Here is a 25,612-nt window from a genome sequence, read left to right as displayed (position 1 = left end):
TGCGCCACGCTGTGGCCGCGCAACCGATCCGGCGTGGATCCGTCCGCCCATTTCGTCAGCCCGTTTTGCGGGCTTCGATCAGGAATCGGGCGGTCTGCGCGACGAACGGGCCGTCGCTTTCGATCTGTTCGTGCAGCTCGCGCAAGCGGTCCCGGTACTGCCCGACCGTGAAGCCGGGCACCATCCAGATCACCTTCCTCAGAAAGTAGATCACGGCTCCGATGTCGTGGAACTCCGTCCGCAGCCGCTCGGAGCGCAGCTCGACGACTTCCAGGCCCGCCCCGGCGGCCGCGGCGACCGCGTCGTCGGGGTGCCGGCCGCGCCGGACCCGCTCCGGCTGCGGGCCGAGGAAGAACTCGACGAGCTCGAAGACGCTCGCCGGACCGACCTGCTGGGAGAGGTACGCGCCGCCCGGCCGCAGGACCCGCGCGATCTCTTCCCACCACACGGTCACCGGATGCCGGCTGGTCACCAGCTCGAAGGCCTCGTCGCCGAAGGGCAGCGGCGGCTCGTCGGCGTCCGCGACCACCGCCGCGCCCAGCGGGTGCAGCAGCCGGGTCGCCTTCTCGATGTTGGGCGGCCAGGACTCGGTGGCGACCGTCAGCGGGGGCAGGGGACCGGCCCCGGCGAGCACCTCGCCGCCGCCGGTCTGGATGTCGAGGACGGACCCCACGCCGGCCAGCCGCTCGCACAGGAGCCGCTGGTAGCCCCAGGAGGGGCGCTGTTCCGTGGCCCTGCCGTCGAGCCACGAGAAGTCCCAGCCGTCCACAGAGACGGATTCGGCCTCGGCGACAAGATGGTCGAAAGTGCGCGTCATGCCTCGATCGTCCCAGGCCTCGGACCGGGTAACCACCGGATATGTCGACTACAGTGGGCGGCGGGCCGTGACTGGCGTTCGGGTGGATCACCACCGGGGAGCGGCCCGGCGTACGCGTGTACGCCGACTGCCGCGCGCCTGGGCGAACCGCTATCCCGCAGCGACGTTCAGGAGACCCCGTGACGACTGCCCAGACCGCCGGTGCCCAGCTCATGGACGGCACCGCACTCGCCCGCCGCATCTCGGAGCGGACCGCCGAACTCGCGGCCGCGATCACCGGCCGCACCGGCACCGCGCCCTGCCTCGCGACCGTGCTGGTCGGCGAGGACCCCGCGTCGGTGACGTACGTCCGCATGAAGCAGAAACGCTGTGCCAAGGCCGGCATCACCTCCCGCCACGTGGAGCTGCCGGCCGAGACCACCACCGAGGAGCTGGTGGCCGCCCTCACCGCGCTCTCCGCGGACCCGGAGGTCAGCGGCATCCTGCTCCAACACCCCGTCCCGCACCACATCGACGAGCGCGCCGCCTTCGAGGCCATCGCCCCCGGCAAGGACGTCGACGGGGTCACCATGCACTCCTTCGCCGCCATGGGTTTCGGCCTGCCGGGCTTCGACTCCTGCACCCCCGGCGGCATCATGCGCCTGCTGGAGGCCTACGACGTCGACCTCACCGGCAAGCACGCCGTCGTCGTCGGCCGCAGCGCGATCCTCGGCAAGCCGGCCGGGATGCTGCTGCTGGAGCGCCACGCCACCGTCACCTACTGCCACTCCCGCACCGTCGACCTCCCGTCGATCGTGCGCCAGGCGGACGTGCTGGTCGCCGCCGTCGGCAAGGCCGAGTTCATCCGGGGCGAGGACATCAAGCCGGGCGCCGTGGTCCTGGACGCCGGGTACAACGAGGGCAACGTCGGCGACGTCCACTTCGAGTCGGCCGCCGCCCGCGCCTCGCTGATCACCCCGGTGCCCGGCGGGGTCGGCCCGATGACCATCGCCGTCCTGCTGGAGCAGACCGTACGGGCGGCCGCCGAGCAGGCCGGGCTGGACCTCGCGGACCTCTGACCCCCTCCGCGCGCACCGCGCACGGCGAACGCCCCGGGCCCTTCGGTCCGGGGCGTTCCGTATCCGGGGGTAACCCCCGCGGGCGGGGCGCTCACGGGGGCGCCCGGGGCGGCCTGACGCCCCCCGGGCGCCCCTGCGCGGCGCCGCCGCGCCCCCGGGCGGCCGCGACGACGGGGGAGCAGCGGAACTCGCGCGCCAGGTCGGTCAGGGCCTGGCAGTCCAGCCGGTACGGCTCCGGGGGCGGGTCCTCCCCGGCGGCCCGGCCGCGGCAGGCGGCGGCGAGCACCGCCGCGTCCGCGACGACGGCGGCCCGCTCCTCGCCTAGGCCCTGGGCGCGCGCGGCCCGGTACGCGGCGCACCGGACGGCGGGATCGAACCAGCGTGCGAGGGCCAGGATCCCGTCGTCGATCACGGACTCCCGGTGGATCAGGCGGATGCCGACCGGTGACCACCAGTTCATGGGGACCGTCCGGACCTGGGACGCGGCGAACCCGCGCAGCTCCTTCCACAGCGGGTGCAGCCGCCGGTACTGGCTGAAGTCCCGCCAGGCCGCCGACCCGCCGATCAGCGGCACGATGAAGCCGGAGCCCACCATCAGGGCCGCCGCCGAGGCCAGCGGCGGCGCCAGGTCCGTGGACAGCCGGTCCCAGTCGCGGCCGGTCCAGCGGGCGCAGAGCGCCGCCCACTTCGCCGCGTTGTAGCCGAGGTCCAGCAGCCCGCCCAGCACGATCAGGGCCAGGCCGGTGCGCAGCGGGCGCAGCGAGGGGTCGGCGTGCCGCAGCCACATCCCGCACAGCCCGGTCAGCGCCGAGGTGCCCACGGTGTGCGCCAGCAGGTAGCAGACGATCATCTCCCGGATCCACGGGGTGTTGGCGTAGTACGTGTCCAGGTCCCGGAGCCGTTCCACCGGCGCGTCGCCGATCACGAACAGGACGACGATCAGCAGGGTGACGGTGCCGAACACGGCCACCGTCAGCCGGGTGGCCCGCCGCACCGCGGCCGGCGGACCGCCGGCCCAGTGCAGCACCAGGACGACGCACGACCCGGAGAAGGCGGTCAGCGTGCCGAACACCAGCGGGGCCGAGAAGTTGACCACGCCGGTGAGGCGGTTGACCGCGGCGATCGTCGGCGGCGCCGCGAGGACCATGACCAGGCAGCCGACCAGCAGCAGCGCGCACACGGCCCGCATCAGCGGCTGGTCCCAGCCGCGGCGCAGCGTCGGCAGCTTGACGAGCAGGACCAGGCTCAGCACCGCGCCCGGCGCGTAGAGGATGACACCGTCCGTCATCGGGCCCGGCCGACGGGGTCGGCGGGGCCCGCTTGACCGGCCGCCTCACCCGCCCCGGGTTCGGGATCCGGAACGGGCCCGGTGGCGGCGGTGTGCACGGCTGCGGCGGCGCCACCGACGGTGTGCAGGGCCCCGGCCGTCGAGCCCGCCACCGGTGCGGCCGCCGCCGTCGAGCCCGCCGCCGGTCCGGCCGCCGGTCCCGCCGTGTTCCCGGTACCCCGGGGCCCTGCGGCCTCGCGGTCGAGCCCGGCGACCGTGCGTTCGGCCGCGGTCAGCGGCGGAGCCTTCAGCGCGCCCCGCTCCGAGGCCCGCAGGACCTGCCACACCACCGACGGGCTCAGCCAGTGCGTCGGCGCGCTGCTCATCGTGATGACCTGGAGGAAGGCGGCGGTCAGCGTCTCCCGGGTGGTCGCGCCGGTCATCAGCCGGCTGACGTACGCGTTGAGCACCCCGGCGCCGGCGCGCGGCTTCATGCCCGTGGCGCCCGGGTAGAGGATGTCCTGCGAGGTCGCCAGCTCCCACGCGGTGCCCACCTGCGGGGCGATCGCCCGCTGCGCGTCGCGGCCGAAGCCGGGGTGGGCGAGCCCCTTGGCGCGGAGCAGGGCGCGGACGGCGAGCAGCCCCTTGGCGGCGACCGTCATGCCCTGCCCGTACAGCGGGTTGAAGGTGGCGACCGAGTCGCCGACGGCGAAGAACCCGTCGGGCAGGTCGGCCTTCTCGAAGTAGACCCGCCGGTTGGCGGTGCCCTGGGTGACGGCCACGTCCGTGAGGGGCTTGCGCCCCTCCAGGAGCTCCCCGACGATCGGGTCCCGGATGCCCTTGGCGAACGGGATGAACTGCTCGGGGTCGCCGGTGGGCTGGCCGCCGCGGGTACCCGAAAGGGTGGCCTGCCACTGGCCGTTCTCGATGGGCACGATCGTGGCCGTCCGGCCCGGGACGGGCACGCGGGGGTCGGACTGCACGTTGACGATGGGGAAACCCTGTGCGTGGGCTCCGGCGGGCGCCTCGAAGATCCGTGTCGCGTAGACCAGGCCGGAGTCGACCTCGGCCTGTCCGACGTCGCCCGCGCCGAGCTCCCGCAGCCAGGCGCGGGCCCGGGAGCCGCGCCCGCTCGCGTCGACCACGAGGTCGGCACTGATCAGCGCGCCCTCCCCGTCCGGCGTGTCGACGCGTACGCCGGTCACGCGGGCGGCCGTGCCCTCCAGGCTCCGGACCCGGCTCCGCTCCAGGGTGGTGACGCCCTCCAGGGCGTTCACCCGGGCGCGGACCACCGAGTCCAGGAGGTCGCGGCTGCACGAGACGTTGAACTGCTTCTCCCCGTACCGGGGGATCCAGCCCTGGGCGGTCTTGGTGACCAGGTCGGTGGGCAGGCTGCGGCGGATCGCGCCGGCCGCCGTCCAGTCCCCGGTGATGCCCGGCAGTATCTCCTCGATCGCGCGCGCACCGCCGGACCACATGACGTGCACGTGCCGGGCCTGGGGGAGCCCGCGGCGCGGCGCGGGGCTGTCCGGGAAGGTGTCCGCGTCGATGATCGTGACCGTCGCGTGCTCGGCGAGGACGGCGGCCGCGAGGAGGCCGGCCATGCTGCCGCCGATGACGACGGCGCGGTGGGGCGGAGAAGACTGGGTCATCGTGTGGTGCTCTCTGTCGGGGCCGTGCGGAGGCATCGGCGCGAAGGGTTCGGCGCAGGCGGCTGAGGTCACGGGGGTGACGCTCAGCGGCCCCAGCCGAGCGAGGTCTTGATGCGCTCGATCGCCTCGGGGAACTGCTCTTCCCGGGGTGGCGGCAGGTACGGCTTGAGGATCTTGCCGAGGTACAGCCCGAAGATCTCGGCCCGGATCTCCGCCGGGTCCCCCCGGTCGGCCCGGGCGGCGACGTGCCGGACGACGGTGCTCAACCCCGTGTCCCCGCGCAGCAGTTCCGCCAGGTCGCCGTGGTGCCCGGTCCGTCGCGCGGCGACCGCCGGGCCCGGCCCGTGACGGTCGCAGGTGCCTTCGTCCAGGTGCCACAACTCGTGGCAGGCGATGACCAGCTGGTGCTCGGGCCGGGTGCGTTCCTCGATGACGAGGAGGTCGCGCTCGTCCATGTCCAGCCACAGCCCGCTGGCCGTGTCGGGCGGGAAGGAGGCGAACCGGAAGTCAACCTTCCGGCCGCTGCCGCGGCGCCGCCCGTAGGCGGCGCACAGCCCTCCGATGATCCCGCCGGCGTCGGTGGGCGGGGCCAGCCGCGCGCCCGCGAGCAGTTCGCGGCCGAGTTTGCGCATCGCCCGTGTGGTCCTCATGGTGCTTCCCCCCCGGCGGTCCTGCCGCCGGCCGCCGCAATGTCGTCCCCGGCCGGACGGCCGAGCTGCCCCTCGCGCGCCAGCAGGTCGTCCAGGTGGTCGGCGAGGGACTTCCAGCCCAGCGGGGAGAGCCGGCCGGCCCGGGTGACGATGCTCCGTACGTCGTGCGCCCGCAGTACGGCGAGCAGCGGGTTCTCCTCCGGCCGCTCCACGGACCGCAGTTCGTGCTCGATCGCGGTGAGCGCGGTGGTCAGCGCCTCGGTGTCGTCGGCCAGCAGGAAACCGCCGTCCACCCCGTAGAACCGCTGGATCCCGGCGGCCGCGGCCAGGTTCGGCAGTCCCTCCCCCCGGGCGAGGCGGGTCAGCGACTGGCCGGACGCGTCGAAGGAACGGGCGATGGCGGAGAGGGAGTGGGGGTGCCCGTCCCCCCGTACGCGGGTGCGCCGCAGGTGCTCGAACCGCTGGTGCACCTGTTCCTTCAACGGGAGCCGGGGCGGCCTGCCGTCGAGGGTGAGACGGATGTCCCCGGGGGTGATCCCGGTGAGGTACGAGAGGTGCTCCAGCCCGTCCGGGCCCTCGGGGGCGGCGGAACCCGACAGGGCCAGGGCCCGTTCCACCGCGCTCTTGGCATCGGCCAGCAGGAAGCCGGCGTACACCCCGAAGAACCGCTGTACGCCCGCGGCGTGGCCCAGCCGGGGCAGCCCGGTGCCCGCGTTGAGCGGGCCGAGGGAGGCGCCGGGCGCGTCGAAGTCCTCGGCGATGGCGGCGAGCGGCCACTCCCGGCCGTGCTTGTCGAGACGGGTGGCGCGCAGCCGCAGGAACCGCTGGTGCACGCGCCGCTCCAGCGGCGTCACGGGCGCGGTGCCGGCCACCACCCCCGCGATGCGGGCGGGTTCGACCCCGCTGAGGTGGCTCAGCCGCTCCGCGCCCAGAGGGTCGCAGGGGCCGGGTCCGCGCCGCCGCGCCAGCTCCTCGACGCGGCGCCAGAGGGCGGCGAGGTCGGGGCGGGCGGGATCTGGCACCGGCTGATGCTCCGTAAGTCGACAGGGCGTTCGAGCGGTCTGGCTGCGTGAAGCCTAGCCGCCCGCCCCGGGCCGAACCAGGAAAACCCCAACGTTTCCTGATCTCCACCTCAAGAAAGGTTGGGACGCGCCCGCTTGCCGGACCGCCCGCCCCGACTCCCCGTTCCGGGCGGCGGATCAGTCGCGGTGGATCCGGTCGACGCCGTACCACCGCGCCACGCAGGCGGCGACCCAGTCCCGCTCGTAGGTCCCGGTGAAGAAGGGCTCGGCGAGGCTGCCGATGTGCAGGGGCCGGTAGCCCACCTCCGGGGCGCCCCGCGCCACTTCGGCGCGGATGCGGGCGTTCTGGGCGTCCCAGGCCACGGAACGGGTGACGGTGGCGGTCGTCAGCCGCTGGACGTCCGGGACCAGCACGGCGACGGAGGCCAGCGTCAGGCAGCCCGCCGCGACGGCGCCGCCCGCCAGGACCGCGTCGGCGGTGCGCCGGCCGAGGCGGCCCGGCAGCCACCGGGCGGCCCACGCGCCCAGCAGGGCGCCGTAGCCGCACAGCGCCAGTTCCATCGGCACCAGGTAGCTCGTCCAGGTACGGGCGTACGTCCACCCGCTCGGGCCGTACCCGCTGCGCAGGCCCACCACCACCGCCAACGACCCCAGCACCACCACGGGCACCGGGAGCAGCAGCAGGGCGGCCAGCGTCGTGCGCGGCACGGTCCGCCGCCGGCCGTCGCCTGTGGCCCACTCGGCCGGCTCGTCCCGCTCGCCCTGCCCGGGCCGCTTCCCGGGCCCGCGTCCGCGGCGCCGGATCGCCAGGCCCAGGAGGACGCCCACGGTGACGGCTCCCAGGTAGGCCCACCGGCCGCTGACGGAGTCCCACATGTACAGCCAGTCCCGGACGGTGCCCCTGAGTTCGCCCGCGGAGAGCAGTGACTCCCTCTCCGGCTGCTGGGCCCGCCGCCAGCGGGCGCCCGGGGAGGTGTAGAGCACGACCAGACCGCAGACGAGCCCGGAACACCACAGCAGGCACCAGACGAGGGGGCGCCGGCTGCGCGCCAGTCCGAGGCGGGGCAGGCAGAGCAGCCCGATCCCGGCGGCAAGGAGCCCGCTGACGAGCGCGAACGGCTCGCTCAGCGTGCCGAGCGAGAAGGCGATGAGGAACGCCGCGACGCATCCGGCCGTACGGACGCCCGCGCGGGGATGGCCGACGGTCCGGACGGCCAGCAGCAGCGCCCACACGCCGATGACGCTCGGCAGGGTGTGGGAGATCGTGGCGGGGCCCCACAGCAGCACCTGATAGCTGCGGGTGCCCGCGAAGTACAGCAGCGCCTGCACGACCAGGGCGCAGGCGATCAGCACGAGGACCGGGGGCCTGCCGCCGAGGAAGCGGGCGAAGTGCCGCCCGAGCAGGACCAGTCCGACGGTGAAGGAGACGGCGATGACCGTCGGGAGGACTTTCGTCCCGGCCAGTCCGTCGCCGTACACGACGCCGCTCAGGAAGGCGTTGGCGATCCTGCCGTTCTGGGTCGAGTAGAAGTCGGCGGTGATGCCGAGGACCCCCATGTCCCGGGCCTTCCACGCGGCGCACCAGTCGTCGGACGTGGGCCGCAGGTAGAGGCCGAGGAAACAGCCGACGGCCGTCAGGGCTCCGGCCGCCGCGACGAGCACCGCCCCGGCCACCGGGAGGATCCCGCGCAGCAGGGGGCGGCGGCCGGTTCGCCGGCCCGCCCCGGCGGAGCGCGCCCGGACGCCCTCGTCCTCGTCCTCGACCGCAGTAGTGGTCATCCACCACCCTTTCGCCGTGGGGCCCGGCCGGAGGGGCGGCCGGTGCGCCCCGCCGACGGCGGTGATCGCACGGCCCGTCGAACACCCATGATGTGCACGGCCCGCCGCCCCCGGCATCCGGTGGTGGGCCAGGCCGGGCACCGGGCCGCGGGACCCCCGGACCCTCCCGGCCCGGGAGCGCACCGCTCACCCGGGCGGCGGGCCAGCCGTGGCGGCCTCCGTACCGGTCTCCCAGGATGGGGACTCCAGGTCGGCTGCCGCGCGGACCCGGCGGAGGGAGTGGCGGTGCCCGGTGTCCTGCTCGTCCGGTGGTCGGCCGTCACGGCGGCCCTGGCGTGCGCCGCCGTCCCCGTGTGCACCGCGGGCCCGCCGTCCGCGGGGCGGGTCGCCGGCGCGGCGCGGCCGGCGCTCGTCCGGCCCGTGGGCCACCACGACCGAGGCGGGGCCGAGCACGAGAGCGCCCGCCTCTACGGGCCCGCGTCGATGCAGAGCGTCCCCGCCGTCGGCGTCCTGTCCAACACGACCGCCGCCGAAGGCGTCCCGCCGTCCGTCGCCGAGGGCGCGCGCTACGTGCGGGGCAGCAACGTCCTGCGGCTGGCCTCCGGCCGGCTGATGTACCTTCCGGCCGGCCGGACCGCGTCGGCCGTGGTCGCCGCCGACCACCTGCCGGCGTGGTGGCAGGTCGCCCGGAGCCGCGCCTGGCTGGCCTCCGGCCGGGTCCCGGGCCGGACGCCCGCCCAGCGCAGGGCCGCCGAGCGGGCGCTGCTGGCCATGCGCGCCCTGCTCCGGCCGAACGGCGCCATGGCGGCCGGGTGGAGCCCGGGTTGGAAGTACTCCTGGCCGCGCGACTCCAGCTTCGCCTCCGCCGCGTTCGCGCACACCGGCCACGACGCCGAGGCCTACCGGATCCTGCGCTACAGCGCCGCGACCCAGCGCGCGGACGGTACCTGGGAGGCGCGGACGAAGCTCGACGGGACCGGCCCGCCCGACGGCCGGCGGTGGCAGCTCGACGCCGGCGGCTGGGTGCCGTGGGCCGCCTGGCAGTGGTACCGCACGGCCCCGCCGGCCACCCGTACGGTCCGGCTGGCCGCCCTCTACCCGATGGTCCGCAAGGCCGCCGACCACGCCGCGGGTTCCCTGCGGGCGGACGGACTGCCCCCGGCCTCCCCCGACTACTGGGAGCTGACGACGCCCGCCGCGAACATCGGTACGGCGGCGCCCCTGCTCGCCGGGCTCAACGCCGCCGCGGACCTCGCGCGGGAGGCGGACCGGCCGGCCGAGGCGGCGCGCTGGTCCCGCGCCGCGCGCCGGCTCTCCGCGGGGATCGCCGCCCGCTTCGCGCCCGTGGGGTACCAGCGCACCGCCGACGGCCGGCACGGCCACGACAGCGCGGTGGCGTTCATGGCGCCGCCCTTCAACGCGGCCCCCGCGGGCCTGCCCCGCGCGCTGGACACCACGTACCGGGCGCTGCTGCTGCCCAGCGGGGGGCTGACCCCCGGGAACGACCCCGCGGCGCCGTGGGGCGGGAGCGCCTGGACGCCCAGTACGGCCTTCTTCGCCCTCGCGTGGGCCGCGACGGGGAAGCCCGGGAAGGCGGGACCGGTGCTGGACTGGGTCCTCTCCAAGCAGAACGTGCTCGGCGAGCTGCCGGAGAAGGTGGACAGGGAGGGCAGGCCGTCCTCGGTCGCGCCCCTCGCGTGGACGGGCTCGATCGCCGTCCTGGCCCTCGTGGCGCTCGACGGCACGCCGCTCCCCCCGCCGCCCCTGCTGCCGTGACGGCGGCGCCCGCGTCGCCCGGACGGGACCCGTCCCGTCACCGGCCCCCGCCGCCACCGGTCAGCGCTGCCACCCGGAGCCGGGGCGTGCGGCCTGCGCGAGCGTCGAGGGCGGTACCGCGCCGTGCCACGGGGAGTACGGAGTGAGGCTGCCGACCGGTTCGGACCCGGCCGGGGGAGCCGTCGTGACGTGCAGGCCGGCGTCCAGGCCGAGGGCCGCCGCGACGGCCGTGCCGTCGGGCTGTGCCAGGGCCGCCGGCGCGCCCGTGTAGAGCATCCGGGACTCGGACCAGGACGGTGCGCCGCCGGGGCCTGCCAGGCCGACCGTGCCCGCGCCCGCCCGGCCCGTCAGCAGGTGGCCCGCGACGCCGACGGCGCCGTAGCCGCCCTCACCGCCCGCCTCGGTGACCGGGGAGAACGCCGGTGCGGGCCCGTCGGCCGTGGCCAGGGTCGTACCGACGGCGCCGGTGCCCGGCTGACGGAAGTACAGCCCGACGCCGTCGCCCCGCGCGTTCGCAGAGAGCGGGCCGGTGGTGGCCGGCAGCCCGGTGGGGAACGGGCCGAGCAGGGGGGCGTCCGGGGTCGGCCGCACCCAGGCCAGCACGCTCCGGGCCGTGGCCGCGTAGACGTGGCGCCGCCCCGCGGAGTCGGTGGCCGTGACCGGGTCGCCCTGCAGTCCGGCACCTCCGAGCGCCTGCCACGCGCCGAAGGGACCGTCCGGGGCCGCCTGCGAGCGGGCGCGCAGGGTGCGCGCGGAGTCGCGTACGTACACCGTCAGCCGGCCCGTGGGTTCCACGGCGACGGCCGGTGCGCTGATCGCCGAAGTGCCCGGTATGTCCTTCGTGTCCGGGGTGCCCAGCGACTGCCACGGGCCGAAGGCGCCGTCGGGCGCCGCCTGGACGGCGTACACGAGCGCACGCCCGTACCCCTGGGGCGTGGCGCCCAGGGTGGTGCGGGTGCCGAAGACGGCGACCCTCCCGTCGGGGAGCCGGGCCGCCGTCGCGCCCGCGTCGAGCCCGGCGCCGGGCAGGAACCGGGGCCCCTGCCAGGCGGACCCGGGACCGCCGCGCGTCCAGTACGCCATCCGGCCGTCCAGGACGGCGACGGCCCACAGCCGGCCGGCGACGCCCTCGGTCAGCCAGGAGGTGCCGTCACCCCGGCTGTAGCGGATGGCCCGGTTCCATCCGGCGCCGGTGGGCCGGGTCGCGGTCTTGCGGTCCCCGCAGCCGGCGGGGCTGCCGCACCAGTCCCGGTGGTCCGTCCAGGCGTAGGTCTTGAGGTAGCCGAGCTTCTCCTCGGCCGCCTGCGGGCCGAGCGTCGGGGGCAGGGAGCTGTTGGGGTAGCTCACGTAGTTCTGGACGGAGAAGTGCGGCCGCCCGGCGAAGCCGTCGCGCCCGGACCCCGCCCCGTTCGACTGTGCGTAGCGCTCGGCCGCCGCCTGTACGAACCGGGCGCCGTACACGTGGTCCTGGTGGTCGAGGAACGCGCCGCCCGGCGACCGGCCCGGCGTCGGGTCCTGCGTCCGTATCGTCGTCGGCCGGTACCGCGCGAAGACGCCCGCGATGGCCTCGACGGCCTGTTCCCTCGTGTACGAGAACGGCGCCCGGACCGGGGTCCCGGAGGTCAGCTGGGAGCCCAGGGCGGGGACCCTGCCGTCCCACAGGCCGCGCAGGCTGTCCGGATTGTCGTCGGAGATGCTGCGGGCCTCGCGCAGCTGCATCCACACCAGGCTGACGTGGGGCCTCGCGACGAGGACGTCCACCTCCGCGCCGCCCCCGCCGGCGGTGGGGACGGCCGTACGCCGCCAGGCGCTGGTGCGGTCCCCGGTGGCCATCTCCGCGTAGGCGGCCCGTATGCCGTTCTGCCGGGCCTCCGCGTAGGCGGCGCGGTCGGCGGGGCGCGCGGGGTCCTCCAGGTGCGGGCCGTGCGCCTCGTTGCGGCCGTCGGACTCGCCGGAGGTGAGGTAGACGGTGGCGACCTCGACGCCGGTGGATATGGAGCGGCTCAGGTCGGGGTTCATGAAGAACAGGTCGTCGTCGGGGTGCGCGACGACCTGGACGACCGTGCCCTTCGTCACACTCGGCCGCAGCGCCGCCCCGAGCGCGGTCGGCTCCGGCGCGCCGCCGCGCCCGTAGGCCCAGGTGGTCACCCCGGTGGCGCCGACGGCGAGCGCGGCGAGCAGGGCCGCGAGACGGGTGCGGCTGGCCAGGTACATCGATGACGCCTTGAGGATCGGTCCGGTGCGGAATTCCGCTGAGGGGGCGGGTCGGTGCCCTGGGGGCTCCACCGCTTCCGGAGGCGACCGGGGCCGATTGTGCCCCACGCGTTTGCGACTGACACAGCATCAAGCGGCATATGAAACCAAATCAAATTGAATGCACGTTTTCACCGAGATGCCCCATTTATTACGACTCGCCTCGGCGGTCCGGGCGGCCGGGGCAGCCGGGCGGTCCCTCCGGGTCGGGGCCGTCCGGGCTGGGCCGCCCTACCGCGCCCGGCCGGCCGGCGCCATGCTGGCCCCTCCGGTTCTGCCGGGGTTCCGGGGGACAGCGAGAGAGAGGGGGCGGGGGGTGTGGTCGATGACGTGGTCACGGAGCGCCTGCACCGGCGCATCCGGTCGGACTTCCCGGACGAGCAGGCCGCACGGGGTGTCGCCGGAGCCCTGCGGGCGCTGGTCGCGGACCTGGGGGCCGGCGGGATGCACGGGACGAGCGCCGAGCGGCTGGCGGCCGCCGTGCTGTTCGTCGCCCGCGGCGACGTCCGGCGGCTGCGGACGGCGGTGGCGACGGCGAAGACGGACTGGCGGGACCTGCTGGTATCCGCCGAACTGGCGACCGCGGACTGGCCCACCCGCCTGGACGGGGAACTGGGCCCGCTGGGCCCCGCCTGACCCCCACCCGCACACCGGCCGTCGCGGATCCGGGTGGCGGCCGGAGCAGGGCGCCCGAGCGCAGGCCGCGGCCGTTACCTGTCGGGTAATCGACCGCGCGGGCGGGGCGCCGCAGAGTGGGGGTACGGGTTCCGGGGTCGCGCACTCGACTCCGGGGCCCGTACCCGACCGGCGCGTCCCCCTCTCGACGGAGGCTGATCCCCCATGTCCGCAACCCTTCTCGGCAGCATCGCCCGCACCCCCGAGCCGCAGGTCGCGCTGCGTCGATTCCTCGCGCTCGACGCCGTGGTCACCACCGCCAACGGGGTCGCCTATCTGGCCTTCCCGGCTGCGCTCGGGCGGGTGCTCGGGGTCGGGGAGGGGCTGCTCCTCGGGCTGGGGGTCCTGCTGGCCCTGTACGGCGCCGGCGTCGGGTGGCTGGCCTCGCGGCGGCAGCCGCCCCGCCTCGCGGTGCGGCTGGTCGTCGAGGTGAACTACGCCTGGGCCGCACTGAGCCTGGTGGCGCTGGCCGTCTGGTTCGCGCCCACCACGGCGGGCCTGGTGTGGATCCCGGCGCAGGCCGCCGCCGTCGCCTCGTTCGCCGTACTCCAGCAGCTGGCGCTGCGGTCCGGCTCAACTCTCCAGTGAGCGCAGGTACTTCGCCGTCGCCGGGTCGGCCGGGAGCATCGTCTCGATGGCCAGCTCGGCGACGGTGACGTCCATCGGGGTGTTGAAGGTGGAGATGGACGACACGAAGGACAGCAGGCGTCCGTCGTGCTCGATCACGAGCGGCAGCGCGATGTACGCGACGGCTTCCGCCGGCTCCGCGTCGCCCGGCCTGTCCGTCACCGGGTACGCCGACACCTCCTCGTACAGCTCCCGCAGCTCCTGTGAGCGGGCCAGTGCGATCTGCCGTTCCATCTGGGCCAGCAGGTGACCGCGCCAGTCCCTGAAGTTGCGGATCCGCGGCGCGAGGCCCTCCGGGTGCAGGGTGATCCGCATCGCGTTCAGCGGCGGCGTCAGCAGGTGATCCGGCAGGCCCTCCAGCAGCATCGCGATGCCCCGGTTGGCCGCCACCACCGTGTACGTGCCGTCCACGATCAGGGCCGGGTACGGCTCGTAGCCGGTCAGCAGCCGCTCCAGCCCCTCGCGCAGGGCCGCCATCGCGGGGGCGTCGAGCGGGGTGTGCGCGTACCGGGGCGCGTAACCGGCCGCCACGAGCAGCGCGTTGCGGTCGCGCACCGGCACGTCGAGGTGGTCCGCGAGCCGCAGCACCATCTCCTCGCTCGGCCGCGACCTGCCGTTCTCCACGAAGCTGATGTGCCGGGACGAGGAGTCGGCGCGGCCCGCCAGCTCCAGCTGGCTGATGCCGCGCCGCTCCCGCCACGTCCGCAACAGCGCGCCCACGCCGGTCGTCGTCGTCATGCCCCGACGTTAGCCGAGCGCCGCAGCCCTCGCCGTCGCTCCCGCTCCCGCCGCCACCCCCGCCCTCACCCGAGGTCGAAGACGTTCGGCAGGCCGAGCCGGTGGCGCCACCGGTCGTGGCGCTTGGCCGACTCCACCTCCGGCGCCCGGTACAGCGGGCGCACCGTGCACCGCCGAGCCGCCGAACCGTCGCGGTCCAGCAGGGAGTTGACGGCGGCGCGGGCCGAGGCGTTGGCGCCCTCCATCGTCGCGAGGTCGATGTCCACCGCCACGTAGTCCCCGCTGAGGAAGAAGTTCGGCACCCGGGTGCCCGCGGTCGGCCGGTTGTGGAAGGTGCCGACGGGGTGGATCAGCAGCTCGTCCTCGTTGGTGGGGTTCGGGGTGCCGAGGCCGTCCACGCCCGGATCCAGGAACCACGAGTGCAGCCGGGAGTCCGACAGCAGGGTCCTCCCGGTGTCGTTGAGGGAGGCCTTCAGCTGCGCCCACACCTCGCGCGCCACCTCCTCGCGGGTGCACTGCTTGGCCGTCTTCCCGTACAGGATCCCGGGCTTGTCCCACTCCGAGATGTCCACTGACAGGCAGTCGGCCACCGTGCCGTCGCCGTAGTCGGCGGGGAAGTTCCGGGTGGGCCAGTGCTCGGCCTGCTGGATCGCCGTCAACGACCAAGGGGAATCGATGCAGTTGAGATGGCCGTGGACCAGCTCCGCCCGCTCGGTCAGGTAGAACTGGATGCCGGTCATCCAGTCCGTCTTCAGCCGGTCGCAGCGCCCCAGCATCGGATCGGCCGCCCGCAGCCCCGCGCTCCAGGTCCGGCGGGCGTGCTCCACCGGCAGCGCGGAGACGTAGTGGTCGGCGGTGACGGTCCGCGGGGCGCCGTCCGGGTCCGACACGGCCACCCCGCTCACCCGGCCGCCGCCGTACCGCACCTCCCGTACGGTCCAGCCGATCCGGAACTCCACGCCCAGCGAGCGCAGATGGGCCTCCCACGGGTCGATCCACGCCTCGTTGGTCGGCAGGTCGAGGATGCGGTCCGGCGGGCCGTCCGCGCCGCGGCCCAGCAGGTTGAAGACGAAGGCCTCGCCGAGGGTCCCGACGGTACGGGTGGAGGCCTCCTCGGCCTTGGTGGCCACGATGTTGCGGGTCACGCCGATCGCGAGGATGCGCTGGTACTCCTGCGACATCCGCGCGGCGCGCACGAAGTCCCACCAGGGGGTCCGCTCCCACACCTCGTCGCGCCGCTCGTCACAGCTGGTCAGGAAGACGAGCGCGCGGTTCACGAAGTACGCGGTCTCGTGCGGCGGCAGCCGGACCAGCGACTGCAGGATCCCGGTCAGGGCGCGCCGCAGCTCCTCCGGCGTCAGCTCCGCGGGGGAGTGGGCGGGCCACGGGATCGGGGCGCGTAGGTCCTCGCGGCCGCCGGCGCGGGCGAACATCATCTCGCGCGGGGCGACGAGGTTGTCCCACACGCCGTTGGCGTTGCCGGGGAAGGGGATGCGCCGCAGGGTGTCGGGCAGGTTGTGGTAGATGCCGGGGATGAAGCGGAAGCCGTGCTCGGCGGGGAGCGGCCGCCGTCCGCCGCGGGCGCTGCCCGGTACGTCCATGCTGCGGGCCTTGCCGCCGAGCGCCCGGCGCTCGTACACCGTGACGGCGTACCCGCGCTCGGCCAGCTCGTGCGCGGCGGTCAGGCCGGCCACGCCGCCGCCGAGGACGGCCACGGTCCGCGGCGGGCCGGCGGCCGGAGCGGCGGCGGCCGGCGTCGCGAGCGCCCCGACCGCGCCGAGCGCCCCGACCGCGGGCAGGGCCCCGGCGGTGGCGGCCGCCCCCGCGCCCGCGCCCGCGATGAACGTACGCCTGGAACTGCCCGTGTCCTTCATTCCCATGCCCCTGCCGCTGGTTACCGCTGGTAACAGTCATGTCCGGCGCAGGAGCATAGGAGGGGCGCACCGGTGCGCGGAAGACACAGGAGCACCCGGGTGCACTATGGCGCGAAAGGGTCGTCGCGGCGCACGCTGTGGGAACCTTGACATCCCGTCATGAGGAGAAGGAGCCGCCCGATGCCGAGTGAGCCGCTGTCGCAGAAGGAGATCGAGGACCGGCTGCGGGAACTCCCCGGCTGGGCCTTCGAGGACGACCGCATCATCCGCACCTACCGGCTGGGCACGCACTTCGCCGCGAGCGCCCTGGTCGCCCACATCGCGGCCGTCCAGGACGAGTTGAACCACCACTCGGACCTGACCCTCGGCTACGACACCGTCCGCGTGTCGGTCAACAGCCACGACGCCGGCGGCGCCGTCACCGAGACCGACTTCGCGCTCGCGGAACGGGTCGAGTCCCTCGCCCCGGCCCACGGCGCGAGCTGATGCCGTCCCACGCGCCGACAGCCCCGTCCCTGCTCGACTACGACGCCGAGGCCGAGGCCTACGACGCCACCCGCGGCGGCGCCCCGAGGGCCGGGGCCGCCGCGGCGGCGCTCCTCGGCCGCCTCCCCGCGTCCACCCGCACCCTCATGGACCTGGGCTTAAGCTGCGGAACCGGCATCGTCACCGCCCGGCCCGCCCGTCCCGGCCTGCGCGTCCTTGGGGCGGACAGCCCGCGCGCGACCGCCGCCGCGCTGCTCGCGGGGCAGTACGCCTCCCGCGTCCGCCCGCGCGGCACCACCGCGCGGGAACTGGCGGCCCTGCTGGAGCGCCTGCCCGGTCCGGACGCGCCGCGCGCGGAACCGGATTACCTCGTACGGAGCTCCGTACGCGTCGGCTGGCGGCCCCGGAGGCGGCGGCCGGGCTCCCTCCGGCCGCCGCCGCCGCTACACCCGCTCCAGCCGCCACCACTGGCCCGGCGAGTCGGTGTCCTCGCACTGGCGGGCCCGGCCCTCCGCGTCCGCCTCCAGCGGGAGACCGCTGATGGCGGCGACCAGCGAGACGACGCCTGGGGCGTCGAGGTGCTCCTCGACCAGCCACTCCTGCGCCCCGAAGGCGTTCGCCTTCCACACCTGGACGCGGGCGCCGCTCTCCGTCGAGGCGTTCGCCACGTCCAGCCGCCTGCCGTTGTGGACGCTCACCAGGTGGAACAGGCCCCCGCCCGCGTGCACGGGCGAGACCTCCCACCGCACCGCCTCCGGCACCGGGCCTGCGGGCGCGACCACCACCCGGTTGCCGGCCTCCACCTGGAGGAGGAGCCCACTGGCGACGTTGCGGACCTGATAGGTCCCGTCCGGGACGTTCACGCGCGCGAGTCCCCCGGCCCTCAGACGTCGAAGACGGACGGGTCCGGCCCGATCCGGCGGCCCGCCGCGCCCGCGCCCAGCGCGTCCAGCGCCGCGACGTCGTCGGCGTCCAGCTCGAAGCCGAACACGTCCAGGTTCTCCCGGATCCGGGCCGGGGTCACCGACTTGGGGATCACGACGTTCCCGTGCTGGAGGTGCCAGCGCAGTACGACCTGCGCGGCGGAGCGCCCGTGCCGGGCGGCGATCGCGGCCACCGCCGGCAGCGTCAGCAGCTCCTTGCCCTGGCCCAGCGGGGACCAGGCCTCGGTGATGATCCCGCGCTCCGCGTGCAGGGCGCGCAACTCGGTCTGCGGGAAGAGCGGGTGCAGCTCGATCTGGTTCACGGCGGGCACCAACGCGCTCTCCGCGGCGAGCCGGTCCAGGTCCGCAGGGCGGAAGTTCGACACGCCGACCGCCTTGGCGCGGCCGCTCTCCGCGAGCTCCTCGAAGGTCTTCCAGATGGCCAGGAAGTCGTCGCGCATCGGGCGCGGCCAGTGGATCAGGTACAGGTCGACGTGGTCCAGGCCCAGCTTCGCCAGCGAGTCGTCGAACGCGCGGAGCACCTCGTCGCGCCCCCACGTCCGCGACGGGCCGTTCCACAGCTTGGTGGTGACGAACAGCTCCCCGCGCGGTACGCCGGAGCCCGCGAGGGCCCTGCCGGTGCCGGCCTCGTTGCCGTAGACGGCCGCCGTGTCGACGCTGCGGTAGCCCGCTTCCAGCGCCGTGGCGACGGCCTGCTCCGCCTCCTCGTCCGGCACCTGCCAGACGCCGTAGCCGAGCTGGGGCATGAGCGTGCCGTTGTTGAGCTGGATGGTGGGGACCTGGTTCACGTCTGGCCGTTCCCTCGCGTCGGTTCGGTTGCGTCGTACGGGGGCGGCAACCGGCCTCCCGTACGACGTATTCCCGCCACGCGGGGGCACCCGTCCCCCTACGGAGGGCCTCCCCGTCAGGAGGTCCCCAGGTACGCCTCCCTCACCGACGGGTCGGCCCGCACCTGCGCCGCGGTCCCCTCGGCCAGCACCGTTCCGAGGTCCAGGACCACGACCCGCGTGCACAGGTCCATCACGAACGCCACGTTGTGCTCGACCAGCAGCACCGCGCAGCCCTCCTCCCGCGCGAGGCGCCGGATCACCGCCGCGAGCCGCTCCCGCTCGGGCGCCGACATGCCCGACGCCGGCTCGTCCAGCAGCAGCACGCGCGGCGGGTCGGCCACCGCGCGGGCCAGCTCCACCATCCGGGCCTGCCCGACGGGCAGCCCGCCCGCGTACGAGGCGCCGAGCGCGCCGATCCCGCAGCCCGCCAGCACCCGCTCGCCCCGGGCCCGCCGCTCCCGCTCCCGGGCCCGCCGGGCGGGGAAGGCCAGCAGGTCGGCGCCGATGCCGCCCCCGCCGCCCCGCCACTCCTGCGCCACCAGCACGTTGTCGGCCACGCTGAGCTGGCCGAACAGCTGCTGGCGCTGGAAGGTCCGGCGCATCCCGTGCCGGGCCCGCCAGACGGGGGAGCGGCGGGTGATGTCGGCCCCGTCGAGCAGGATCCGCCCCCGGTCGGGCCGCCGGATGCCGGACAGCACGTCGAACAGCGTGGTCTTCCCGGCCCCGTTCGGCCCGATCAGCCCGCACACCTCTCCGGCCCGGACACCGAGGTCCACCCCGGTCAGGGCCCGGACACCGCCGAACCGGACGCTGACGTCCGCGGCCCGGAACACGTCACCGCTCATGTCGCCATCCCCAGGTAGGCCTCGGTGAGCCGGTCCGCCTCCACCTCGGCCCGCGGGCCGCACCAGGAGACCCGGCCCTGCGCGAGGTACGCGACCGTGTCCGCGATCCCGAGGATCCCGGCCGCCTTCTCCTCCACCAGCAGCAGCGCCGTCCCGGCCCCGCGGAGCTCGGCCAGCAGCGCGTACACCTCCTCCACGACCCGCGGGGCCAGCCCGAGCGAGGGCTCGTCGGCGATCAGCACCTCGGGCGGCCGCTGCAGCAGCGGTGCCAGCGCCAGCATCTGCTGCTCCCCGCCGGACAGGGACCCGGCGGCGACCCCGCGCCGCTCCCCGAGGCGGGGGAAGCGGTCGTAGACGGCGGTCCGGGCGCCGGCGTCCCGGAGGTACAGCGCGAGGTTCTCCTCGATGGTGAGCGCGGGGAAGATCCCCCGGCCCTCGGGGGCGAGCAGCACCCCGGCCCGAGACCGGCGCACGGGCCCGTCCCGCGTCGCGTCCCGCCCGGCCACCCACACGCTCCCGCCCGCGGCGGGCAGCAGCCCGGCGGCCACCTTGCAGGCGGTGCTCTTCCCCGCCCCGTTGGGGCCGAGGACGGCGAGGATCTCCCCCCGCCGGACCACGAGGTCCACCCCGTGCAGGACGAGCCCGCCGTCGTACCCGGCGGTGACCCCGCGCAACTCCAGCGCGGGGCGCGCGGCGGCCGGGACCGGGGGCGGGGGCGCCGTCCGGCGGGGGCCGGGGACGGCGCCCGCGGGGGGAGCCGGTGCCGACCCGCGGTCCGGTGCCGACCCTCGGTCCGCGGCTGCGGCGGGGTCCGGAGCTGGGCTCGGGGCCGGGGCCGGGGCCGGGAAGGTGCCCGCCGTCCCGGCGCCCGCGGCCCGCCTGCGCGCCCACCGCACCGGAACCGCGGCGCAGTAGCCGTCGGGATCGTTGGCGAGGGCCAGGCCGGCCAGGCCGAACAGGATCACCGGCAGGTGGGCCGACTCCGTCACGTAGTCCGCGAGCAGCCGCGGCGCGACGGCGAACACCAGCCCCGCCACCACCGCGTACTGCGGCCTGCGCACCCCGGCCGCCACCACCACGGCCAGCCACACCAGCCCCGTCATCGCCGTGAAGTCGGTCGCGGTGATCCGGGTGTTGTACGAGGCGTACAGCACGCCCCCGAACCCGGCCAGCCCCGCCGACAGGGTGAACATCAGCAGCTTCGTCCGCAGGACCGACACCCCCGAGGCCATCGCCGCCGCCGGAGCCGACCGTACGGCCAGCATCGCCCTCCCGGACGGCGAGTTCCGCAGCGCGCTCAGCCCCGCCGCCACCACCCCGACCAGGACGACCAAGGCCACCCCGAGCGCCCGGTCATCCGACAGGTCCACCGGCCCGAACACCGGCCGGGGGATCGACCACCCCGCGTCCCCGTTGCGCAGCCACCGCAGCTGGAACAGCATCTGGTCGGCCAGGAACGCCAGCGCCAGCGTGGCCAGGGCCAGGGAGCGGCCCCCCAGCCGCAGCGCGGGCAGCGCGACCAGCGCCCCCAGCACCGCGGCCACGCAGGTGCCCACCGCCAGCGCGGCCACGAACGGCCAGCCGCGGCTCATGAGCAGCCCCGCCACCAGCGCGGCCCCCGTGACGAAGGTGCCCTGGGCCAGGGACACCATCGCGCCGAGCCCGGTCACCACCGTGAAGGACATGAACACCAGGGCGATCGCCAGCCCCTGGGCCAGCAGCCCGCTCCAGAACGGTGTCGTCACCGTGTAGAACGCCGTGCCCAGCAGCACGGCGCCCGCCGCCCACCCGCCCCACCGCCGTGCCCACGACGCCCCGGCCAGATGGTCCACCGGCGGCGCGTCCACGGCCGGGGTCCCCGCGGTCCGGGCCCTGCGGGTCAGGACCAGCAGCCCGCCGAACAGGATGAGGAAGGGCACCGCCGTGCGCAGCCCGGTGATGTCCTCGGCGAAGGAGGCGTACCCGGCGACGAGGTTCTGCAGCACGCCCAGTCCGAGCCCGCCGGCGAACGCGAGGGGCACCGACGCGAACCGCCCGATGACCGCGGCTGTCGCCGACACGAACAGGAACAGCGTGAAGTCGTGCGCAGAGAGCCCCAGCAGCGGCGTCGCCAGTACGCCCGCCAGCCCGGCCAGCCCCGACGCGATCATCCACGCCACCGACGAGAGCCGGTCGGCGCTGATGCCGCGCAGCTCGGTCAGCGAGCGGTTGTCGACGGCCGCCCGCAGCCGCAGCCCCAGCCGCGTGTGCCGCATCAGCACCCACAGGGCGACCGCCACCAGCGCCGTCACCACCCAGGTGATCAGCTGGTCGGAGTCGATGCCGACGCCCTCGGCGAGCTGCCAGGAGACCGCGGGGCTCGGGCCCACCCCCGGCAGCCCGAACTGGTTCTCCGCCGGCTTGACGGGCGCGCCCGCGTCCGCGAGCAGCTCCACCGCCCACAGCCCGGCGGCCGGCAGCGCCACCAGCAGTCCGATGGTCGCGACGATCTGCGCGGCCTCGCCGACCCGCGCGAGACGGCGGAACATCAGCCGGTCCAGCCCCCACCCGAGCCCGGGCGCCAGCACGAACACCACCAGCAGCGCCGCCGGTACGGCCGGCCAGCCCAGACCGGAGTGCAGTTCGTAGAAGGTCAGCGCGCACAGGTAGGCGGTGGCCCCGTGGGCGAAGTTGAACAGCCCGGACGCCGAGTACGACAGTACGAGCCCGGTGGCCAGCAGCGCGTACAGGGCGCCGGAGACCAGACCGCTCAGCACGAAGACGAGCAGATCTCCCATTCGGCTGCCCAGCCCCTACGTGAAGGGGACGGGTTCGTGGCACTTGAAGGGAACGGACACCTTGTACGTGCCGTCCTTCAGCTGGACGAGCGCCCCGCAGCCGAAGCTTTCCTTCTGCCCCTTGGGCTCGGCCCGGTCGCCGACGAGCGTGCCGGTGTCGGAGAAGCCCTGCGCGGCGGCCTGGAAGGACTCGACGGTCAGGTCCTTGCCCGCCTTCTGCGCGATGGACAGGAAGAGGTCGGCCGACATGTAACCGGTCAGCATGTGCATGTTCAGGGGCGGCGGGTCCTGGCCGCCCGCCGCGGCCTTGATGTCGGCCTTGAACTGCGCCATCTTCGGGTTGTCCGACTCGAAGGGCTCGAATTGGAGCAGTACGTGCACCCCGTCGAGGGCCTGCTTGGTGGCCTCCTTCGCGAGCAGGCCGGGGTCGTAGTCCGTGGGGTCGGAGATCAGGCCCTTGTAGCCGGCCCGCTTGAGCGCCGTGAACAGCCCGATGTTGTTGGGCGTCTGCATGACGGAGACGACGGCGTCGGGCGCCTTGCCGCCGTTGCTCTCCATGATCTCCTTGACGTACGCGGACCAGTCGCTCGGGACGGCGGTGGCGGGCACGGAGGCCTTGGCGTACGCGACGGTGAACCCGGCGCCGGCGAACCCCTGCTGGAAGGTGCGGATGCCGAACTTCCCGGCGTCGCTGTCGTTCGCGATGACCGCCACCGACTTGCCGGCGGCCCCGCCGAGCACCTGGCCGATGCCCTCGGGCCACGTCTGGTTGAGGGTGCCGCCGGGGGAGGGGACCAGGCAGCCGTTGAAGCCGTAGATGTACTTGGGCCCGCAGAAGGAGGGCAGGGTGCCCCAGCCGAAGGTGGGGACCTTCTCCTGTTCCAGGAAGTCGGCGCCGGAGAAGGTCACCGAACTCATGGGAGAGACCGCGAAGACCTTGTCCTGCTGGACGAGCTTGCGGGCGGCCGCCATGTTCTTCGCCGGGTCCTGGCCGTCGTCCTCCGCCCCGAGGTAGTCGATCATCCGGCCGTTGACCCCTCCCTCTGCGTTCGCCCTCAGGTAGCGGGCCTTGGCCCCGAGGTCGGTGTCCTTCTTGCTGTAGCCGCTGGCGGTGGTCATCGACACGATGCCGCCGACCTTGATCGAGTCCGCTGTGACGCCGCGGGAGGTCCCGCCGGACGCACCGGGGGCCGCCTTGTCGGGGGTGGCGGCGGAGTTGCAGGCGCAGACGAGCGCGAGGGCCGCCGCCGCGGCGGCCAGGGTGCGGATCGGTCGCAACATCGAGGGGTTCCCTCCGGTCGGGATCCCCGCATTCTGTGGGCGACCTGACGGATCGTCAATATTGCTGACGAGGTAAAGTGATGGACCGTCAGATAATCGCCGGGCTGTGATGTTCAGGCCCGGTACAGCGCCGCCACCTCCGTCGCAAACGCCTTCTCGATCGCCCGCCGCTTCAGCTTCAGCGAGGGCGTCAGCAGGCCGAGCTCCTCGGTGAACTGCCCCGGCAGCACCCGGAACGTCCGGATCGCCTCCGCCTGTGAGACCAGGGTGTTGGCGGCCACCACCGCCCGGCGGACCTCCGCGGTCAGCTCCGGGTCGTGCACCAGGTCCCCCGCCGGCCGCTGCGCCAGGCCGCGCATCGACAGCCAGTGCGCGATGCCCTCCGCGTCCAGGGTGAGCAGGGCCGCGATGTACGGCCGGTCGTTGCCCACCAGCACGCACTGCGACACCAGCGGATGCGAACGCACCCGCTCCTCCAGGGCGGTGGGCGAGACGCTCTTGCCGTTGGAGGTCACCAGGATCTCCTTCTTGCGCCCGGTGATGGTGAGGTAACCGTCCCCGTCCAGCCGCCCCAGGTCCCCGGTCGCCAGCCACCCGCCGCGCAGCACCGCCTCCGTCGCCGGCGGATCGTTGAGGTACCCGGAGAACACGTGGCCGCCGTGCAGCCACACCTCCCCGTCGTCGGCGATGTGCACCGAACTGCCCGGGATCGGCGGGCCCACCGTGCCGTACTTCGTCGCCCCCGGCGGGTTCGCGGTGGCCGCCGCACTCGACTCGGTCAGCCCGTACCCCTCGAACACCGTGATCCCGGCGCCGTCGAAGAACAGCCCGAGCCGCCGCGACATGGCGGACCCGCCCGACATGGCGTGCCGCACCCGGCCGCCCATCGCCTCGCGGACCCTCCCGTACACCAGCTTCTCGAAGAGCTGGTGCTGCACGCGCAGCCCCGCCGACGGCCCCGGCCCGGTCCCGAACGCCCTCGCCTCGCGCGCCTCCGCGTACCGTACGGCCGTGTCCACCGCCCGGTCGAAGAGACCCCGGCGCCCCTCCACCTCCGCCTTGCGGCGGGCCGCCGCGAACACCTTCTCGAAGACGTGCGGCACCCCCAGCACGAAGGTCGGCCGGAACGCGGCCAGGTCCGGCATCAGTTCGGCGGCCGCCAGCACCGGCTGGTGCCCGAGCTTGACCCGCGACCGTACGGCCGCCACCTCCACCATCCGCCCGAAGACGTGGGCCAGCGGCAGGAACAACAGCGTGGACGGCCGCTCGCCCGGACCGGCCTGGAAGACCGACTCCCAGCGGCTCACCATCGTGTCGGCCTCGTACATGAAGTTGGCGTGGGTGAGCACGCACCCCTTGGGCCGGCCGGTGGTCCCGGAGGTGTAGATCACGGTGGCGACGGCGTCGGGCGTCACCGCGCCCCGGTGCCGGTGCACCACGTCCTCGGCGACCCCCCGCCCGTCGGCGACGAGCGCGTCCAGGGCCCCGGCGTCGAGCTGCCACAGCCGCCGCAGACCGGGCAGCCGGTCGATGGCCGAGCCCACGGTCATGGCCTGGTCCTCGTTCTCCACGACGCAGGCCACGCAGCCGGAGTCCTCCAGGATCCAGTGCACCTGCTCGGTGGAGGAGGAGGGATAGACGGGGACCGGCTGCGCCCCGATGGCCCACAGCGCGAAGTCGAAGAGCGTCCACTCGTACCGGGTACGGGACATCAGCGCGACCCGGTCCCCGAACCGCACGCCCTGGGCCAGCAGGCCCTTGGCCAGGGCGAGCACCTCGGCCGCCAGCTCGCCGGAGGTCACGTCCGTCCACTCGCCGGCCGTCTTGCGGCCGAGTACGACACGGCCCGGGTCCTGGTGTGCGTACTGGAAGACGACGTCGGCCAGGCCGCCGACGGGCGGGCCCGTGACGACGGGTGGGACGGTGAACTCGCGCAAGGGCCCGCTCCTCTCCGCACAGCGCGGCGACGCTACCCCACGCCTGTCGGCAGTTGATCAGCCGCCGAACACCTCCACAAGACCTCCGCAGGGGGCGCGGGGGGTGGGGTGCGGGAGCGGGGAGGGGCGCGCGGCGGGGGCGGGGGCCGGTGGCGCGGGCCGGTGGGGGGCGGGCGGGTGGAGCGGCCGGTGGCGCGGGCGGGTGGGGTGGTTCGCCGTGGCGGGGGGGGTCTCTATGTCCTTCGTCAAGGACGTGGTGCCGGGTATGAGGTTGTTTGGGGTGGTCATGCGGCGAGGGTGATGGTGGGGGTTCTGGACTCGTAG

At 74.9% G+C, this 25,612-nt stretch carries 21 protein-coding genes and 1 riboswitch; of the genes, 5 read left to right on the top strand and 16 right to left on the bottom strand.

Features of this window, described 5'->3' with window-relative positions; all coding sequences use genetic code 11:
* Positions 1-55: 55 nt before the first annotated feature.
* Entirely contained in the window at positions 56-817 is a 762-nt protein-coding gene (locus ACFWTC_RS11675; RefSeq protein WP_384029119.1) for a class I SAM-dependent methyltransferase, read from the bottom strand.
* Positions 818-874: 57 nt separating this feature from the next.
* Positions 875-968, top strand: a riboswitch (ZMP/ZTP riboswitch).
* A gap of 61 nt (positions 969-1,029) precedes the next feature.
* On the opposite strand from ACFWTC_RS11675, the gene ACFWTC_RS11670 reads away from it, so the two are divergent.
* A complete protein-coding gene (locus ACFWTC_RS11670; RefSeq protein ID WP_384029133.1) occupies positions 1,030-1,875 on the top strand; it encodes a bifunctional 5,10-methylenetetrahydrofolate dehydrogenase/5,10-methenyltetrahydrofolate cyclohydrolase in 846 nt (281 codons plus the stop codon).
* Positions 1,876-1,966: 91 nt separating this feature from the next.
* Here ACFWTC_RS11670 and ACFWTC_RS11665 read toward each other — a convergent pair whose 3' ends face one another.
* The 5 genes from ACFWTC_RS11665 to ACFWTC_RS11645 all read right to left on the bottom strand — a co-directional run bounded on the left by ACFWTC_RS11665 (position 1,967) and on the right by ACFWTC_RS11645 (position 8,245).
* Positions 1,967-3,163 (bottom strand): MAB_1171c family putative transporter, encoded by a 1,197-nt coding sequence (locus ACFWTC_RS11665; protein WP_384029117.1) that lies wholly within the window; start codon positions 3,161-3,163, stop codon positions 1,967-1,969.
* A complete protein-coding gene (locus ACFWTC_RS11660; protein WP_384029115.1) occupies positions 3,160-4,794 on the bottom strand; it encodes an NAD(P)/FAD-dependent oxidoreductase in 1,635 nt (544 codons plus the stop codon). Before ACFWTC_RS11660 ends, ACFWTC_RS11665 begins: the two co-directional genes overlap by 4 nt.
* Before the next feature lie 83 nt (positions 4,795-4,877).
* Positions 4,878-5,444: a toxin-antitoxin system, toxin component gene (locus ACFWTC_RS11655; RefSeq protein ID WP_383926239.1), complete on the bottom strand. Its 567-nt coding sequence runs from the start codon at positions 5,442-5,444 to the stop codon at positions 4,878-4,880.
* On the bottom strand, positions 5,441-6,466 hold the full coding sequence (locus ACFWTC_RS11650) for a hypothetical protein (RefSeq protein WP_384029113.1): 1,026 nt from the start codon (positions 6,464-6,466) through the stop codon (positions 5,441-5,443). Before ACFWTC_RS11650 ends, ACFWTC_RS11655 begins: the two co-directional genes overlap by 4 nt.
* A 177-nt stretch (positions 6,467-6,643) precedes the next feature.
* Positions 6,644-8,245 carry a hypothetical protein gene (locus ACFWTC_RS11645; protein ID WP_384029111.1) on the bottom strand — a complete coding sequence of 534 codons (1,602 nt, stop codon included), beginning with the start codon at positions 8,243-8,245 and terminating at the stop codon, positions 6,644-6,646.
* Positions 8,246-8,530: 285 nt separating this feature from the next.
* On the opposite strand from ACFWTC_RS11645, the gene ACFWTC_RS11640 reads away from it, so the two are divergent.
* Positions 8,531-10,021 carry a hypothetical protein gene (locus ACFWTC_RS11640; RefSeq protein WP_384029109.1) on the top strand — a complete coding sequence of 497 codons (1,491 nt, stop codon included), beginning with the start codon at positions 8,531-8,533 and terminating at the stop codon, positions 10,019-10,021.
* A 60-nt stretch (positions 10,022-10,081) separates the two neighbouring features.
* On the opposite strand, the gene ACFWTC_RS11635 is transcribed toward ACFWTC_RS11640, so the two are convergent.
* The gene (locus ACFWTC_RS11635) at positions 10,082-12,235 is read right to left on the bottom strand and encodes a PIG-L family deacetylase (RefSeq protein WP_384029107.1); all 2,154 of its coding nucleotides are present in this window, start codon (positions 12,233-12,235) and stop codon (positions 10,082-10,084) included.
* Between the two features lie 357 nt (positions 12,236-12,592).
* On the opposite strand from ACFWTC_RS11635, the gene ACFWTC_RS11630 reads away from it, so the two are divergent.
* A complete protein-coding gene (locus ACFWTC_RS11630) occupies positions 12,593-12,910 on the top strand; it encodes a hypothetical protein (protein ID WP_383926254.1) in 318 nt (105 codons plus the stop codon).
* Between the two features lie 204 nt (positions 12,911-13,114).
* Positions 13,115-13,537 (top strand): hypothetical protein, encoded by a 423-nt coding sequence (locus ACFWTC_RS11625; RefSeq protein WP_383926257.1) that lies wholly within the window; start codon positions 13,115-13,117, stop codon positions 13,535-13,537.
* Here ACFWTC_RS11625 and ACFWTC_RS11620 read toward each other — a convergent pair.
* Positions 13,523-14,314, bottom strand: a complete 792-nt coding sequence (locus ACFWTC_RS11620) for a helix-turn-helix domain-containing protein (RefSeq protein ID WP_383926260.1) — start codon at positions 14,312-14,314, stop codon at positions 13,523-13,525. The two genes, ACFWTC_RS11625 and ACFWTC_RS11620, sit on opposite strands and share 15 nt — an antisense overlap.
* Before the next feature lie 65 nt (positions 14,315-14,379).
* Positions 14,380-16,188, bottom strand: a complete 1,809-nt coding sequence (locus ACFWTC_RS11615; protein ID WP_384029105.1) for an FAD-dependent oxidoreductase — start codon at positions 16,186-16,188, stop codon at positions 14,380-14,382.
* Between the two features lie 180 nt (positions 16,189-16,368).
* On the opposite strand from ACFWTC_RS11615, the gene ACFWTC_RS11610 reads away from it, so the two are divergent.
* Positions 16,369-16,674: a 4a-hydroxytetrahydrobiopterin dehydratase gene (locus tag ACFWTC_RS11610; protein WP_383926263.1), complete on the top strand. Its 306-nt coding sequence runs from the start codon at positions 16,369-16,371 to the stop codon at positions 16,672-16,674.
* A gap of 443 nt (positions 16,675-17,117) precedes the next feature.
* On the opposite strand, the gene ACFWTC_RS11605 is transcribed toward ACFWTC_RS11610, so the two are convergent.
* The 7 genes from ACFWTC_RS11605 to ACFWTC_RS11575 form a co-directional block, all read right to left on the bottom strand.
* The gene (locus ACFWTC_RS11605) at positions 17,118-17,537 is read right to left on the bottom strand and encodes an RICIN domain-containing protein (protein WP_383926266.1); all 420 of its coding nucleotides are present in this window, start codon (positions 17,535-17,537) and stop codon (positions 17,118-17,120) included.
* A 20-nt stretch (positions 17,538-17,557) separates the two neighbouring features.
* Entirely contained in the window at positions 17,558-18,406 is an 849-nt protein-coding gene (locus ACFWTC_RS11600; RefSeq protein ID WP_383926269.1) for an aldo/keto reductase, read from the bottom strand.
* Positions 18,407-18,522: 116 nt separating this feature from the next.
* On the bottom strand, positions 18,523-19,293 hold the full coding sequence (locus ACFWTC_RS11595) for an ABC transporter ATP-binding protein (protein ID WP_383926272.1): 771 nt from the start codon (positions 19,291-19,293) through the stop codon (positions 18,523-18,525).
* Positions 19,290-22,070 (bottom strand): ATP-binding cassette domain-containing protein, encoded by a 2,781-nt coding sequence (locus ACFWTC_RS11590; RefSeq protein ID WP_383926275.1) that lies wholly within the window; start codon positions 22,068-22,070, stop codon positions 19,290-19,292. The genes ACFWTC_RS11595 and ACFWTC_RS11590 overlap by 4 nt, the downstream gene beginning before the upstream one ends.
* A 15-nt stretch (positions 22,071-22,085) precedes the next feature.
* Positions 22,086-23,351, bottom strand: a complete 1,266-nt coding sequence (locus tag ACFWTC_RS11585) for an ABC transporter substrate-binding protein (protein ID WP_384030489.1) — start codon at positions 23,349-23,351, stop codon at positions 22,086-22,088.
* 113 nt (positions 23,352-23,464) lie between these two features.
* The gene (locus tag ACFWTC_RS11580; RefSeq protein ID WP_383926281.1) at positions 23,465-25,288 is read right to left on the bottom strand and encodes an AMP-dependent synthetase/ligase; all 1,824 of its coding nucleotides are present in this window, start codon (positions 25,286-25,288) and stop codon (positions 23,465-23,467) included.
* A gap of 57 nt (positions 25,289-25,345) precedes the next feature.
* The gene (locus tag ACFWTC_RS11575) at positions 25,346-25,576 is read right to left on the bottom strand and encodes a hypothetical protein (protein ID WP_384074158.1); all 231 of its coding nucleotides are present in this window, start codon (positions 25,574-25,576) and stop codon (positions 25,346-25,348) included.
* Positions 25,577-25,612: the final 36 nt, after the last annotated feature.

Source organism: Streptomyces sp. NPDC058619, from assembly GCF_042717785.1.
GTDB lineage: Bacteria > Actinomycetota > Actinomycetes > Streptomycetales > Streptomycetaceae > Streptomyces.
The sequence above is the reverse complement of the archived record's forward strand: the minus strand, read 5'-3'. Positions and strand labels throughout refer to the sequence as shown.